Genomic DNA, 14,209 nt, shown 5'->3' on the forward strand with positions numbered 1-14,209 from the left:
TCTGACGGAGCTGCGTACCCGGCCCGGGGGGCCGTGCACGCAACTCCGTCAGACGCCGACGCGATCCCGCGTTGTGGCTGGGGTGGTCAGGAGCCGACGCGGTTGGCTAGAACGGTGGCGAACCGCAGCGCGCTGTTGTCATCGAAGGGCAGGTTGAGCGACGGTTCGCAGATGTCCAGTTCCAGCACCCGAGGCTGCCCCCGGTCGTCGCGGACCAGGTCGACGCGGCCGTACAGCAGCGGCCGGTCCAGTCCGAGATGGCTGGCTGCGGCGTCGAGAGCGGCGGAGGCGACCGCGCGTTCGTCCTGGTCGGCTACGCGTGGTTTGCGGAAATCGAGCGTCGGGACGTGCACAGTGCCGTCCGGCATCAGCATCGCGGCCTTGCGGATGGCGTGGCTGTACTCCCGGTCGAAATAGATCAGGTTCGTTTCGCCGTCCCGGTCGACCGACGCGAAATACGGCTGGACGAGCGCGTGCCCGCCTTCGTCGAACAGCTTCGACAGATGCGCGGCGGCTTCACGTGTCGCCGGCCGGGTGAATCGGCGGACGTTGCGCGAATACGCGCCGATCCCCGGCTTGACGACGATTTCCGTGGCTTCGAGATGCTTCTCCAGCACTTCCTGCACCACGAGGTCCGGGTCGTCCCCGGGGGAAGCGAACCGGCTCGGGACGACCGGGACGCCGAGCGCGGCCAGGTCCGCCAGGTAGGACTTGTCCAGCGCCCACCGGGCGACCGCGAGCGGGTTGAGCAGGAGCGTCGCCTTCTCGACCCGTTCGCACCACGCCAGGAACTCCGGCAGCTGGTCCACGTAGTTCCACGGCGAGCGCAGCACAACCGCGTCGAACCGCGCCCAGTCGACCTCGGCGTCCTCCCACTGGCAGACCTCGGTCTCCAGACCGACTTTCGCGCAGGCCTCGCGCAGCAGCGGCATGTCGTAGTCGATGGGCAGGCTGACGCGGTCGGTCACGAGAGCAACAGTGCGGGTCACCACGGCAGGACCTTCCCGGCGTGGAGGTAGCTGCCGCTCGGGCCGTCCTCGTCAAGAAGCGCGAGCTCGACACTGGTCACGGCGCCGTCCGCGGGTTCGAGGTCTCCGGCTCCGTCGTTCATCCCGGTCTTGGTGTAGCCGGGATGCGCCGAGTTGACCTTGATCGGCGTGTCGCGCAGCTCGTACGCCAGGTGCACGGTCCACGAGTTCACCGCGCTCTTCGTGGCGCTGTAGGCCGGAAGCGCCTTGAAGGTGTCGCTGTGGGTGTAGGACTCGGGATCGCTGTGCCGGGTGAGCGAGCCGAGCAGGCTCGACACGTTCACGATCCGCCCAGCGGCCGACTTGCGGATCAGCGGCAGCATCGCCAGCGTCGTCTCGACCGTGCCGAACAGGTTGGTGTCGAAGGTTTCCCGCCATTCGGCGAGCGTCTGCTCCGACGGCTGCTTGCCGTACTTCTCGATCCGCACGGCCGCGTTGTTGACCAGGATGTCGAGCCGTCCGTACCGGGTTTCCAGCTCCGCCGCGGCGGCCTCGATGCTCTTCGGATCGGTCACGTCGAGCTGAAGCCCTTCGACCGCAAGTCCCGCGTCGCGCAAGCCCGTCGCAGCGGTCTCGACGGCGGCTTCGTTGCGCCCGCTGAGCACCACGCGGACGCCGCGTTCGGCGAGCTGCCGCACGATCTCGAACCCGATGCCGCGGTTGGCCCCGGTGACCAGGGCAATGGTGTCGTCCAAATCGGTCTCGCTCTCTTGTCTTCTCCGGCGGTCACAGGGCGGACAGGAATTTCGCTGCCGGCGGCCCGAAACTGTCGAGGTCCGCCAGGAACGCGTCGTGGCCGAGATCGGATTCCAGCGCGAGGAACTCGACGTCCGCGCCGCCTGCCCGCAGTCCGTCGGCGATCTCCCGCTGCTGGTGCAGCGGGAACAGGATGTCCGTCTCCGTGCCGATCACGAGCGCCTGGTCGACCCGCAGCCGCGCCAGCGCCTCCGCGGTGCTGCCGCCGCACAGCTCGCCGAGGTCGAACCAGTCCATGCTGCGGCTGAGGTACAGGTAGCTGTTGGGATCGAACCGGCGCACGAACCGGCGCGCGTGATGGTCCAAATAGAACTCGACGGCGAACTCCAGGCCGAACGCGGCGTCCCCGATCCCGGATCTCTCGCGGCCGAACCGGCGCTCCCATTCCCGCGCCGACCGGTACGTGGTCATGCCGATTTTGCGCGCGGTCAGCATGCCGCGTTCCGGATAGCGCTCCGGAAGATACCGCCCGTCGTTCCACAGTGGATCGGAGCGGATCGCTTCCCGTTGCAGGGAACGGATCGCGATCGAGTACGGCAGCGAATGCGCGGCCGCGGAGATGCTGATGTGGCTGCGCGCCAGGTCCGGATGCCGGGCCAGCAACGCGAGCGCGCTCATCCCGCCCATCGACGCGCCGACGACGCACGCCAGCCGATCGAATCCGAGGTGCCGCACCGTGTTCGCCGCGGCGTCCGCAATGTCCTCAATAGACAGTTCGGGAAAGCCGAGCCGGTATGGCTGCCCGGTCGCCGGGTCACGCGAGGCGGGCCCGGTCGATCCTTGACAGCCGCCGAGCGAGTTCACGCAGATCACGTGCCACTGGTCGGTGTCGATCGGCTTGCCCGGCCCCAGCATCGACTCCCACCAGCCAGGAGCGGGGTCCTCGGGGCTCGACGCGGCGTGCGCGTCCGGCGAAAGCCCGGTGAGCAGCAGGACGACGTTGTCCCCTGCCGCGGAGGGCTGTCCGAAGGTCTCGTAAGCGACGCGCGCGCCGTGCAGCACGCCGCCGCGTTTCATGGCGAATCTCTCTGGAAGCGGGGCGAACCGCGTGGCCGGAGGAATGAATTCGTGCATCACGTTTCCCAGGTGGTCAGGCGAGAGTGCGCGTCACTCGCCGAGCGAGGCCAGCCATTCGTCGTCCGAACCGTCGCTGATTCCTTCGAACCAGAAACTGGACAGATACCGTTCGCCGGTGTCGGGCAGCATCGCGAGCAGCACCGCGCCCTCGGGCGAGCTCTCCGCTTCGCGCAACGCGGCGGCGAGGGTCGCGCCCGCGGACATTCCGGCGAAGATCCCCTCTTCGGCGGCCAAGCGGCGCGCGGTGTCCCTGGCCAGCTCGTCGTCGATCGTCACCAGTTCGTCGATCACGGTGCGGTCCATCACCCCGGGGACGAAGTTCGGAGCCAGTCCCTGCAACTGGTGCAGATTCCACGACTGCCCGGCCAGCACGGCCGCCTTTTCCGGCTCCAGCACGACGGTCCGCACGTCGGGCCGGGCCAGTTTGAGCATCTGCCCGACGCCGGTGATCGTGCCGCTGGTGCCGAATCCGGTGACGAAGGTGTCCAGCCGTTTCCCGGCGAAGTCGGAGAGGATCTCCGCGGCCGTGGTCTCCCGGTGATACGCGGGGTTGGCCGGGTTCTCGAACTGGCGGGCGCGGAACCAGCCGTGCTTCTCGGCCAGGTCGTCGGCGATCCGGTTGCCGCCGAGGCTGCCGAGGTGGCCGGGGAAGAGCACCACCTTGCCGCCGTACGCGCGGATCAGCTTGCGCCGTTCCACCGAGTACGTGTCGCCGAGGACCGCGACGAACTGGTACCCGCGCGCGGCCGCCACCATCGCCAGCGCGATGCCGACGTTGCCGGACGTGCACTCCACGATCGTGTCGCCGGGCTTGAGCTCTCCCCTCGCCTCGGCGTCGAGGACGATGGCCAGCGCCAGCCGGTCCTTCACCGAGCCGCCCGGGTTGAACGACTCGACCTTGACGTACACCGAGACGTGCCCGGGCGCCATCCGGTTCAGCCGCACGATCGGCGTGCGGCCGATCGCGTCAAGAATGCTGGAGTACAGCGGCATGACGGAATTCTCCTTCGTACACAGTCGTGGCCGGGCCGGCCAGGACGATCGGCTCCTCTTCGGCGGGCCAGCCGATCCGGAGTTCCCCGCCGGGCACCTCGACCGTCACGTTCCGGTCGAGCCGCCCGGCCCGGATCAGGACCGCGGCGGCCGCGCAGGCCCCGCTGCCGCAGGCGAGCGTCTCGCCCGCGCCGAATTCGTGGACCCGCAACCGGATCCGGTCGCGTGCCACGACCTCGGCGAATCCGACGTTGACCGTCGGCGGCAGCCCGGGCAGCGCTCGCACGGCCGGGCCGAGCCGCGCCACCGGGGCGCTGCCGATGTCGTCGACTTCGAGCACCACGTGCGGATTGCCGGTGGAGGCCGCGGCGAAGCGGACGGGAGTCCCGTCCGCCAGCGCCGCCTCGTACCGGCCGTCCCGGCTCGCGAAGCCGGACAGCGGGATCTGCTCGGGAGCGAACCGCGGCACGGTCAGCCCGATGCTGAACGCGTTGTCTCCCAGCACTTCCACCTGATGTGTCCCGCTGGGACTGTCGATCTCGAACGACGGCGGGCGCGCCAGCCCGGCCCGGACGAGCCAGGAGGCGACGCAGCGGGCGCCGTTGCCGCACTGCAGCGAGCTTTCGCCCGCCCCGGTCCAGATCTCGAACGCGGCGACCGCGGAAGCGCTGCGCGGCGGCCGGATCCCGAGGATCAGGTCGCAGCCGACGCCGGTGTGCCGGTCGGCGAGCGCCCGGCACAGTTCCGGCGAAGGCCCGGGCGCGTCCCGCAGGTCGAGTACGACGAAATCGTTGCCGCACCCGTGCATTTTGGCGAACGGAAGCGAAGGACTCACCCGCGCCGCCTTTAGGACGGCCGTCGTGCGCCGGTTCATCTCACCGCCGCGGTCGCGAACACCGGGGCGACCATGTCCATAATGGACTCGGCCGCGCGCGCGTCGGTGCTTTCGTCGCCGGTCGCGGCGAACTCGGCCAGTTCGAGACCGAGGACGTCGGCGGCCGGAATCGACTCCAGGATCTCGCGGATCCCGCCGGGAGGCAGACCGTCCGGCACGTGGTAATCGGCGGGCACCGTGCCCGGTTCGAGCACGTCCCAGTCGATGTGCACCCACACCCGCGCGCCGCCGACGGCCGCCGCGACCCGCTGCCCGGTGACGTCCGCCGGGGCGAGGATCCGGACGCCCGCCTTGTCCAGCAGGTCGCGTTCGGACGGATCGATGTCGCGCGCGCCGACGAGGACGACCCGGCTGGGATCGACGCCCGCGCCGTGCCCGCTTTCCCACAGGCCGCACGCGCCCGACAGCGCCATCCCGCCGAGGTAGCCCGATTCCGTGGTGTCCGGGGTGTTGAAGTCGCCGTGCGCGTCGATCCACAGCACCGCGCAGTCCGGGTGCGCCCGGACCGCGGCCGGCAGCGTCGCCAGGCTGGCCGAACAGGTGTTGGCCACGAGCACCGTGCGCCGTCCGGCCGCGACGCTCGCCGAAACCGCTTGCGCCAGGCCGGAAAGCGTCTCTTCCGCGGCCAGGAGGCTGACCGCCCAGTCGTCGTCCTCCGGGCCGGCGGGAGTGCCGACGAAACGCGTCTCGACGCCGTATCGTTCTTCCAGCGCACGCGCCGTGCGCGCCGCGCCTTCGATCATTCCCGCGCCGCGATCTCCGATGCGGCCTTGGGAAACGATCACTTCCATCATCGCCTGTCTCCGATCAGGTAGGGGCCGCGGCCCCGTCCGGCTGCGCGGTTTCGTTCGCCCGGAAGGAAAACGGGCAGGCATCGGTCCGCTCGACGTCGTCCTCGGGAAGGCCGTACTGCCACCATTCGAGCCCGGTCACGCCGTAGGAGCCGAGCTGGCGGGCCCGCGGGGCGCCGTCGTAGCGGTCGATCCTCGCCCGGATGTTGCTGCGGACCTTGCGGCCGCTCGGGGTGTCGCCCGCGACCGCGTCGAACCGCTCGCGCGGGTTGACCACCAGCACGAAATGCGCGCCGAGGTTGCGGCTGCGCCGGACCTCGTGCGCGGGATTGCTCATGTTGACGAACAGCGGCATTCCGTTGAAACACATGGACCACGAGCTTTCGCCGGGGTCGGTGCCGACGTTGTCCGGCCACGGCGCCGGGTCGACGTGGTGCAGCTTCTGGATCACCTCCCAGCCGAACGCCTGGTACCCGGCGACGGACCGGGCCGAGACGGCCGAGGGCGAGAACACGATCAGCAAGGGGTACGCGGTGTCGAGGTGACCGTTCCAGTTCCGGGAAAGTTCGACGTAATCAGCGAGCGCGGCGCCGAGTCTCGCGATGCCGTCCGGCCCGGCGTCCTCGGCGAAGGCGAACAGGAGCAGTTTCTTCCGGAATGCGTTTCTCGAGAAGACACAAGGGAAACCGCGGTCGGTGAGCCTGGACTCGACGTCGCGGAACGCCGCGGCGCGCCAGTCCTTTCCGAATGTTTCGGCCTCCTGCTGGGTGATCAAGGTCGTGCTGCGGGACTCGAGCAAATTGTGCATTCCGGCCCTCCGGGAATGTTCTTCCTCGGGATACGTGGTCCTTTCCGCCGTCCGGCCGGGCCTCAGTCGCGGGAGCCGGTCGTGCGGGATTTCTCCGGCGGACCCGCGGAACGGATTCCGGCTGGTCGACGGCCGCCCCGGTGCGGCGTCGATCGTCCGGGAACGCGAAGCGCCGCCGGTGCGGACGGTGGCGCGGGTGGTCGCGGTGGTGTTCGGCTGCGCGGTGCTGGGGATACTCGGGAGTGCTGGGGTGCGCGGCGTGCTGGGCGCCGTGCGGATACAGGGTGTTCGCGCAGCCGACCGGTCCGGTGCCGCCCGCGACGCGTCCGGGGCTCACCCGCGCCCGTCCGCACCCGGCACGGCCGTGTGCGAGCCGCGATTCGGAGCCGCTGACGGTTATTCCCCCACCGGACCGCCGCTGCCTCTCAGACTCTATGGACCCGGGCAAACCGGCGCAGCGACCATCCGGGTGAACAACATTCTACGCGAAAAAAAGGAATGTCGGAGAATCTGTCGACGCAATGCCCGGAACCGAGCAATTCGCTTCCGGCATCCGGCGCAACCCCGGGCCGGGAGGGTGCGGGATCGACAGCGTTAACCGGTACGGACCACTGAAATCGCCTGGCAGCATGGACAAAACGTGTCCATCCACAGTAGACCTTCGGTACTCGCGCGTTCCGCGCCGATTCGACGTTTCGCAGGACGAGGACCTGATCCGGTTCCGCTAGTCAGCCGTCGATCCCGCCTTTGCCGTAGCCTGATCGGCCGCCGCGGAATCCGCCATCCCGCCCACCAGGCGGCGAAACCTCGCATATTCAGGACGAAGCGACTTTCGTCGACATCCGCTGCGCCTGACAGCGGTCCGCAGAAGGTGTTCGGCATTTCTTGGCAGACTGCTCATCGGTGCTTCACACGCCTCGCCCGGCGCGCAGCGCCCCCGTCGCCGGCTTCCGCTCGCGGAGCGTCTCCGGGATATCATCGCGGCAGAGGATCGACCATGGGGGCAAAGATCGACGACACGGACTGGGCCGCGCTCACGCGAATGCCCGCGAAGCGCACCGCTTACCGCCGCGAAACCTATTTCCGGGAAGGCATCCGCGACGTCGCCCGGTTCCTCGGCGACCGGGCCCCGGAAGTCCTGCGCCGGCACGCGCTGCTGATGGTCAAACCGGACGGCATCGCCGCGGGCAAGGTGCGCCCGGTGCTCGACTGGCTGACCGATCAGGGCTTCGCCGTCCAGACCGTGCAGCGCCCGGCGTTCAGCGGCCCGCTGTGGCGGGAAATGTGGCGGTACCAGCTGACGTCGGCCACGGTGGACCGGCTCGCGCTGAACGACCTCATCTACGCCGGTTCCGGCCTGCTGCTGCTCGCGCGAGACGAGCAGCCTGGGCCGACGCCCGCGACAACGCGGCTGGCCTCGCTGAAAGGCTCAGCCGACCTGGCACAGCAGAAGCCCGGCACGCTGCGCGCCCTGCTGCGCCAGCACAACCGCAACTTCAGCTACGTCCACGTCGCTGATGAGCCCGCCGACCTGATCCGCGAACTCGGCCTGCTGCTCGACCCGGCGCAGCGGCGGGAGGCGCTGACCGGACTGGCCTCCGACGAACCGAGCGGTCTGCCGTTGCTCGAAGAAGCACTCGCCGCCGAAGCCACCGCCGTCCCGCAGTCCTTCGACGCCGACGCGGCCGCCGAGGCTGTGGCGGCCGCGCTCAACCGGTCCGAGCGCGGCGGCCAGGCGCTCCAGCTGCTGGAACGCCTGCGGTTCGGGGAATCCGTGCCCTGGATCGAGGTCGCCGAGGCCGTCGCCGAAAGCGGGGCCGAGGTCGATCGCTGGGACCTCGCCGCGGTCGGGGCGGGCCTGATCGAATGCGACGAGCCCGGCGAGACGAAGCTGATCTCCAACCCGCCTCCCGTGCTCTGGGACAAGCCCCGGGTGCGGCGTCCTTTGTAGACGAACTGGTCAGCCGACCGGATGCCGCGCCGCTTGTGCCGTCCACGCTTCCGGCGAAACCGGCGGCAGCAAGGCATGCGGCACCGGGCGCTCGTTGTGCACCACGAACGACGCCGTCACGATCACGTCCCAGCGGTCGGCCTTCTCGAACGGCACCAGCTCGGCCAGCTCGTCCCAGGTGATCCGCTCCCCGCCCGCCACGAGTTCGCGCAACCGGGCGACCGCGGACTCGCGCGTCATCAAGGCCAGCCGGTCCAGCGTCGCGTCGATATCCAGGTCGTGCGCCGGGCAATCCGCTTCGATGGCGGCGATCTCGGCCCGTGCCTGCGCCGTGCGGTCCTCGGCGAGATGCGCCCGCAGCTCCTCGAGAAACCGGAGCCGCTGCGGGCGGTCGAGGAAGATCGCCAGCTCGCGCACGATGTCCGCCGGTTCGTCGCCGACGTGCACGAAGTTCAGGATCCGGTTGGGCGGGTTCAGCTTCGTGCGCAGATGGTGCGGTTTGCGCTGGGCCGGATCGCCGACGCCCTTCAGCTCGCAGAGCCGGACCGTCGCGGGCAATCCCGCGACCGGGCGGACGTCGCGCGCCAGAAACAGCAGCACGTCGTTGGTGAGATAGTAGAAAGTGCATAACTGCAGCCGGTCGACGGTGTAGATGTGCCAGTCGTAGCGCCACACCTCGCGCATCGAATGCCGGGTGTAGCGCAAGCGCGTGGTGGCGACCGGCACGAAACCGTTGTCCGCCAGGTACTCCATGACGGGGCCGAGCCTGCGGCCGACCACCGCGTCCGGTTTGACCACGAGCATCGCCAGCCCGTCGAGCACGCCGGTCGCGTCGCCGCCGAAGACCGAGAGCACGTCCGCCCAGCACTCACGGAAGTACAGGTCGTAGCCGTAGACCTCCCGTTTCTCCGGCACGACCGACAACTGCCGCCACTCCTCGGCCGTCGGCATGCCGTCGACCCGGTCCTCCCTGCCCGGCGTCCAGATCATCCGTTCATCGTGCCACAACGGCACACTCCGCAAGTCCCCTTTGCGGAGGCGGCAACGCCGGTCGTCGCTGCGGCGCCAGGTATCGTCGACGACCGGACGGCAGAAGGGGTTGAAGCGTGGCCAGGCAGCGGGTTCCGGTAGTTCTCGTCGCGGGTTTTCTTGGCGCGGGAAAGACCACAATGCTCAATCACCTGCTCGCCAATCGCCAGGGCGCCAGGGTCGGCGTCGTGGTCAACGACTTCGGCCAGGTGAACATCGACGCGCTCGCCGTTGCAGGGCAGGTCGACACGATGGTGTCGCTCGGCAACGGCTGCCTGTGCTGTGCGGTGGACGCCAGCGGGCTGGACGCCATGCTTGGCAAGCTGTCGCGGCCTGAGGCCGGTATCGACGTGATCGTCGTGGAGGCCAGCGGGATCGCCGAGCCGCGTGATCTGTTGCGGTTGATGATCGCCAGCGAGAATCCGGATATTCGGTACGGCGGGCTGGTCGAGGTTGTCGACGCGGTGGAGTTCGAGGCGACGCGGGAGCGGCATCCGGAGCTTGCCGAGCACCTGCGGGTTGCCGACCTGGTGGTTCTCAACAAGGTCGATCGGGCCGACGCGGATGCGGTGGCCAAGGTGCGGGGTGTGGTCGAGGAGTACGCGCCGGGGGTGCCGATGGTGCTGACTGAGCGCGGGCGGGTTGATCCGGCGTTGTTTTTCGACCCTCGACCTCGGGACAGTTACGGGCAGTTGTCGTTGGACGATCTTCGCGAGCACGATCATTCCGAGCATTTGCACGCGCGTTATGAGAGTGTCGCGTTCACGTCCGATCAGCCGCTTTCGCCACGGCGGTTCATGGCCTTTTTGGAGAGTCGGCCTGCTGGGTTGTATCGGGTCAAGGGGCAGGTTGATCTTGGCGCAGAGGGGGGTCGGTCTCGGTTCGGGCTGCATACGGTGGGGGCGTTCGTGCAGGTCGAGCGGTCGTCTTGGCCTGGTGGGGGACGTCGGACCGAGCTGGTGTTGATCGGGGCCGGGATCGATTCGGCTCGCGTTGAGCGGGAGCTTCGCGCTTGCGTGGATAAGGACGCAGGCGCTGATGAGCGGGGGCTTTTGCGGTTTCTCCGGTATTTGGACGAGCCGGACGAGGAGTCGTCGCGCCACGCCGAAGATGGCTAAACGCGCCGGTTACGGGGGTGGGGGTCGCAGTATGGCCGGGTAGCTCGAAGCAGCCTCTTTGGAGGACGAGTTCCTATGGCGAAGACGATTGCGGCCCGGTGGTATTTGGTCGGCGCGTTGCCGGAGGAGGATCCGGTCGCGCATCTGATGACTCGCGCGGACGATCTTCGGTATCGGAGGTCCGCGTGCGGGGAGCGGGACTCCCGGACTTGGACGCCGGTGGATTTGACTGAGCCCGGGACTGGACATGTGACGCCTTGCCCTGGGTGTGTGGCCAGCTTGTCCGGGGGTTCTGTGGGTGCTTCGGAGGAGGAGCAGTTGGCGTTTGATCTTTCGTTGGGGTGAGGTTCCGCTCGTTACTCGTCGGCGGCGGTCGCCTTTTTGGCTCGGCTGGGTGCTACTCGCGGTGGTTCGTTGGGCATCTTCGGGTAGACGGGCGGCCACGGTGCGTCCATCAGCCCGCCAGCCATATCTTCCCGAGACATCTCCAGCAACGCCTCGATCGATTGCGGCCGGTCGTTCGCGCCTGCCCATGGGTCGCCTCGTTCCGCGACCAGTGCTGGGACGGTCGAGAGCGTCAGGGTGTCTGGCTCCACCGTTGCCAGTTCGTCCCAAGTGATCGGCGTCGACACTTGCCCGCCCAGCCTCGGCCGCACGCACCAAGCTCCGAAAACCGTCTTATGCGGAGCATTCTGGTTGAAGTCCACGAAAACCCGCGAACCGCGTTCTTCTTTCCACCATTGCGCGGTGATGAGATCTGGATGCCGCCGTTCCAAAGCCCGCGCCAATGCTACAGCGGCTGCCCGCACCTCGTAGCCGTCCCATCGCGGTTCCAGCATGGAATACAGGTGCAGGCCTCGCGAGCCGGAGGTCTTTACGTAGACCTCGATACCCAGTTCGGCCAAGAATTCGCGCACCAGTATCGCTGCCTCGCGCAACTGTGGGAAGCCGATGCCGGGTGACGGGTCCAGGTCGATGCGCAGTTCGTCCGCGATATCCAGCGCCGCCGCGCGGTTCGGCCATACGTGGAAGCCCAGGCAGCCTTGGTTTACCGCCCACAGGACGTGAGCCAGGTTCGCGGCGACCAGGGCGTCGCTGGTGGTGCCGTTCGGGGTGGAGACGACGGCTGTGGTCAGCCAGGAAGGAGCGTTCTTCGGCGTGCGTTTTTGGAACCAGGATTTCCCGCCCGCCCCGTCTGGATAGCGTTCCAAAAGGAGCGGCCGTCCGCCCAGCCGGTCCAGCAAGGGGCCCGCGACGGCCTGGTAATAGCGTACGAGAGCTAGCTTGGTTTCGCCTCGTTCCGGGAAATAGACCTTGTCAGGGCTGGAGATTGTCAGTTCTACACCGTCTATTTCCAGTGTTGCCCCGCTCATCGGGCCTCCCCGAACAAATCCGCCAACTCCGCTGGCGGGGCTTCGTCGAGTTGTGCGTAGGTGCACGAATCCGGAGTTCGGTCGGGACGGAAGCGGACTAGCCGTCCGCCGTGGCGGAAGCGGCCGCCTTGCAGGTGTTCGTAGCGGACTTCGGCGACTTGTTCCGGACGCAGCGGTTCCCAGGACAGGTCTTTGTCGGGGGCCCATCGGCTGTTCGCGCCCGGACGGCGGACCTCGTCGGCTTGCCATTCCGCCCAGCTGCGCCACGGATGGCCTTCGAGCGCGTTCTCCCGCCACGGGGCCAGCTCCTCGACCAGCTCCCGGCGCCGCGCCGCGGTGAAGCTGCTCGCGACGCCTACGTGGTGCAGCGAACCCTCGTCGTCGTACAGGCCGAGCAGCAGCGAGCCGACGCCCTTGCCGTCCTTGTGCCAGCGGAAACCGGCGACGACGCAGTCCGCGGTGCGTTCGTGCTTCACCTTCAGCATCACGCGCTTGTCCTGCTCGTACGGCAGATCGGCGGGTTTCGCCATGACCCCGTCGAAGCCCGCGCCCTCGAACCGGGTGAACCAGTCCTGCGCGGTGTCCGGGTCAGTGGTGAGCGGGGTCAAGTGCACCCGCTGCAAGCCGCTCGAGGGAGCGAAGATCCCCTCCAACATGCGACGCCGGTCGGCGAACGGTTGCTCAGTCAGGTCCTGCTCCCCTAGTGCGAGCAGGTCGAACGCGACGAAGCTGGCGGGAGTCTCCTCGGCGAGCTTCCGGACCCGGCTGGCCGCCGGGTGCAGCCGCAGCTGCAACGCGCCGAAGTCCAGGCCGCGCGGCGTGACCAGCACGATCTCGCCGTCGACGACGCATTTGTCCGGCAGTGCGTCGCGCAGCAGGTCGACCAGCTCCGGGAAGTACCGGGTGAGGGGACGGTCGTTGCGCGAGCCGAGTTCGACCTCGTCGCCGTCGCGGAACACCACGCAGCGGAAGCCGTCCCACTTCGGCTCGTACCAGAACCCGCCGTCGCGCGGCACCTCGTGCACGGCTTTGGCGAGCATCGGCCGCACCGGCGGCATCAGGGGTAGCTCCACCTGCGCGATCCTAAGCGGAACAGACGCTGACCTGCACCTTTTTACTAATCCGACCAGAAGCAGGCCGACCCCCGCTCGGCACGCAACCGTTGCTGCGCGTGGCTGTGGTCGGATTAGTAACGATCGGCGCGGTACAAGCGCGCCAGCACCAGCCCGCCCCTCGGCTTGGGCGTGAAGTACGTGGCTTTCCGCGGCATCCGCCGTCCCGCCGCGTGCACTGCCTGCACCGTCTCGAACGGCACCGGGGCCAGTTGGACCACGGCGTCCGCGTCCGGCGGGACCGGGCTGCCCGGCAGCAGCGGGCGGACGTGCGGGCCGTCCGGGTCGAGGCCGAGCGCCGAGCCCAGGAGCAGCTGTTCCGCTACCTCGTGGTCGATCACCAGCGGATCCGCCCCGGGCAGCCGCACCCGCAGCACTCGCGAGCCGGCCAGCACGACCGCGGTGCCGGGGCAGGAGGGCGGGGTCGCGTCGTTCGACCAGGTCACGTCGAGCCCAGCCGCCCGCCAAGCCGTGCACAGGGCCTCGGCGGTGTGCCCGGTCCCGAGCAGCACGCGGTTGATCGCCCGGATCTCCAGCTGCGAGCCCGCCGTGATCAGCGCCAGCAGCTGACCGCTTCCGGCGGCGGCCGCGACCCGGTGGTTTCCGTCCGCCACCAGCAGATCGCTCGCCGACGCGGCCTCCAGCAGCCGTTCCTGCATCTCGCCGGGGCCCACCACCCACAGCTCGTGCGGCAGGCCTGCCCGGTCCACAGTGGACACATCAGGATCCGCTGAGCTCGCCGCTTCCTTGACCGCCGCGGTCAGGTCCGCGCCGTCGCCGACCGGCACGAGGAGCGCGGCGCTCGTCGCGCAGCCGAGGCCGTCCAGGACGGCCGCGCGCTCGGCGACCACCTCCGGATAGACCTCCTCGGTGTGCCGCACGCGAGCCCCGCCCGGCGCCAGTTCACGGACGTCGACCTGGCACAGCACGCCCGCGATGGTCTCCCCGATCCGGTAAGCCGCGACGAACCCGGTTTCCGGGCGGTAGTGCCCGGCCAGCAGCCGATCGAGGGTCTCGCGCGCCTGCGGCAGCGCGGCCTCGACGTCCAGCCCGGCCGCCAGCGCCGCCGGGGTCCGCGCCGGATGCTGCGCGGCCAGCAACGTGTCCCCCTCCACCGCCGCCAGTGCCCTCGTGACGGCCGCCGGTTCGGCGAACTCGTCGACGTCCGGCCCGGGCACCTCGCCCCGCACGACCCAGCCGCTGCCGATCGATCGCACCCATCTGTCCATCCCCCCATGATGGCGGTCAGACGGACGCTCGGGCACCGATCAAACGGCT

At 69.1% G+C, this 14,209-nt stretch carries 14 protein-coding genes; 3 read left to right on the plus strand and 11 right to left on the minus strand.

Annotated elements, in window-relative coordinates; all coding sequences use genetic code 11:
• Positions 1-86: 86 nt before the first annotated feature.
• The 7 genes from ABZX37_RS40630 to ABZX37_RS40660 are packed head-to-tail and all read right to left on the minus strand — an operon-like array spanning position 87 to position 6,348.
• Positions 87-968: a hypothetical protein gene (locus ABZX37_RS40630; RefSeq protein WP_354748917.1), complete on the minus strand. Its 882-nt coding sequence runs from the start codon at positions 966-968 to the stop codon at positions 87-89.
• Positions 969-985: 17 nt separating this feature from the next.
• Positions 986-1,723 (minus strand): SDR family oxidoreductase, encoded by a 738-nt coding sequence (locus ABZX37_RS40635; RefSeq protein WP_354748919.1) that lies wholly within the window; start codon positions 1,721-1,723, stop codon positions 986-988.
• A 31-nt stretch (positions 1,724-1,754) separates the two neighbouring features.
• A complete protein-coding gene (locus ABZX37_RS40640) occupies positions 1,755-2,858 on the minus strand; it encodes a homoserine O-acetyltransferase (protein ID WP_354748921.1) in 1,104 nt (367 codons plus the stop codon).
• A gap of 33 nt (positions 2,859-2,891) precedes the next feature.
• Positions 2,892-3,854 carry a cysteine synthase A gene (cysK, locus tag ABZX37_RS40645; protein WP_354748923.1) on the minus strand — a complete coding sequence of 321 codons (963 nt, stop codon included), beginning with the start codon at positions 3,852-3,854 and terminating at the stop codon, positions 2,892-2,894.
• Positions 3,829-4,689, minus strand: a complete 861-nt coding sequence (gene dapF / locus ABZX37_RS40650; protein WP_354748924.1) for a diaminopimelate epimerase — start codon at positions 4,687-4,689, stop codon at positions 3,829-3,831. The genes cysK and dapF overlap by 26 nt, the downstream gene beginning before the upstream one ends.
• 35 nt (positions 4,690-4,724) lie before the next feature.
• On the minus strand, positions 4,725-5,543 hold the full coding sequence (locus ABZX37_RS40655) for an arginase family protein (RefSeq protein ID WP_354748926.1): 819 nt from the start codon (positions 5,541-5,543) through the stop codon (positions 4,725-4,727).
• Positions 5,544-5,556: 13 nt separating this feature from the next.
• Entirely contained in the window at positions 5,557-6,348 is a 792-nt protein-coding gene (locus tag ABZX37_RS40660; protein ID WP_354748928.1) for a YqcI/YcgG family protein, read from the minus strand.
• 997 nt (positions 6,349-7,345) lie between these two features.
• On the opposite strand from ABZX37_RS40660, the gene ABZX37_RS40665 reads away from it, so the two are divergent.
• Complete coding sequence (locus ABZX37_RS40665) at positions 7,346-8,299, plus strand: nucleoside-diphosphate kinase (protein WP_354748930.1); 954 nt, start codon at positions 7,346-7,348, stop codon at positions 8,297-8,299.
• A 9-nt stretch (positions 8,300-8,308) separates the two neighbouring features.
• Here ABZX37_RS40665 and ABZX37_RS40670 read toward each other — a convergent pair whose 3' ends face one another.
• On the minus strand, positions 8,309-9,289 hold the full coding sequence (locus ABZX37_RS40670; RefSeq protein ID WP_354748932.1) for a nucleoside-diphosphate kinase: 981 nt from the start codon (positions 9,287-9,289) through the stop codon (positions 8,309-8,311).
• 116 nt (positions 9,290-9,405) lie between these two features.
• On the opposite strand from ABZX37_RS40670, the gene ABZX37_RS40675 reads away from it, so the two are divergent.
• Positions 9,406-10,446, plus strand: a complete 1,041-nt coding sequence (locus tag ABZX37_RS40675; RefSeq protein WP_354748934.1) for a GTP-binding protein — start codon at positions 9,406-9,408, stop codon at positions 10,444-10,446.
• A gap of 75 nt (positions 10,447-10,521) precedes the next feature.
• A complete protein-coding gene (locus ABZX37_RS40680; RefSeq protein ID WP_354748936.1) occupies positions 10,522-10,791 on the plus strand; it encodes a hypothetical protein in 270 nt (89 codons plus the stop codon).
• Positions 10,792-10,802: 11 nt separating this feature from the next.
• Here ABZX37_RS40680 and ligD read toward each other — a convergent pair whose 3' ends face one another.
• The 3 genes from ligD to ABZX37_RS40695 form a co-directional block, all read right to left on the minus strand.
• Complete coding sequence (ligD, locus tag ABZX37_RS40685; protein ID WP_354748937.1) at positions 10,803-11,819, minus strand: non-homologous end-joining DNA ligase; 1,017 nt, start codon at positions 11,817-11,819, stop codon at positions 10,803-10,805.
• Entirely contained in the window at positions 11,816-12,892 is a 1,077-nt protein-coding gene (locus ABZX37_RS40690) for an ATP-dependent DNA ligase (RefSeq protein ID WP_354748939.1), read from the minus strand. The genes ligD and ABZX37_RS40690 overlap by 4 nt, the downstream gene beginning before the upstream one ends.
• 113 nt (positions 12,893-13,005) lie before the next feature.
• On the minus strand, positions 13,006-14,160 hold the full coding sequence (locus ABZX37_RS40695) for a DUF1015 family protein (protein ID WP_354748941.1): 1,155 nt from the start codon (positions 14,158-14,160) through the stop codon (positions 13,006-13,008).
• Positions 14,161-14,209 lie beyond the last annotated feature (49 nt).

This window comes from Amycolatopsis sp. NPDC004079, assembly GCF_040610415.1.
Taxonomy (GTDB): domain Bacteria; phylum Actinomycetota; class Actinomycetes; order Mycobacteriales; family Pseudonocardiaceae; genus Amycolatopsis; species Amycolatopsis halotolerans.

Bases quoted from the DNA above. Each gene is read 5' to 3' on its own strand.
- ligD (WP_354748937.1), bottom strand. From the start codon at position 11,819: ATGAGCGGGGCAACACTGGAAATAGACGGTGTAGAACTGACAATCTCC.
- ABZX37_RS40680 (WP_354748936.1), top strand. From the start codon at position 10,522: ATGGCGAAGACGATTGCGGCCCGGTGGTATTTGGTCGGCGCGTTGCCG.
- ABZX37_RS40640 (WP_354748921.1), bottom strand. From the start codon at position 2,858: ATGCACGAATTCATTCCTCCGGCCACGCGGTTCGCCCCGCTTCCAGAG.
- ABZX37_RS40660 (WP_354748928.1), bottom strand. From the start codon at position 6,348: ATGCACAATTTGCTCGAGTCCCGCAGCACGACCTTGATCACCCAGCAG.
- ABZX37_RS40695 (WP_354748941.1), bottom strand. From the start codon at position 14,160: ATGGACAGATGGGTGCGATCGATCGGCAGCGGCTGGGTCGTGCGGGGC.
- cysK (WP_354748923.1), bottom strand. From the start codon at position 3,854: ATGCCGCTGTACTCCAGCATTCTTGACGCGATCGGCCGCACGCCGATC.
- ABZX37_RS40655 (WP_354748926.1), bottom strand. From the start codon at position 5,543: ATGATGGAAGTGATCGTTTCCCAAGGCCGCATCGGAGATCGCGGCGCG.
- ABZX37_RS40670 (WP_354748932.1), bottom strand. From the start codon at position 9,289: ATGATCTGGACGCCGGGCAGGGAGGACCGGGTCGACGGCATGCCGACG.
- ABZX37_RS40665 (WP_354748930.1), top strand. From the start codon at position 7,346: ATGGGGGCAAAGATCGACGACACGGACTGGGCCGCGCTCACGCGAATG.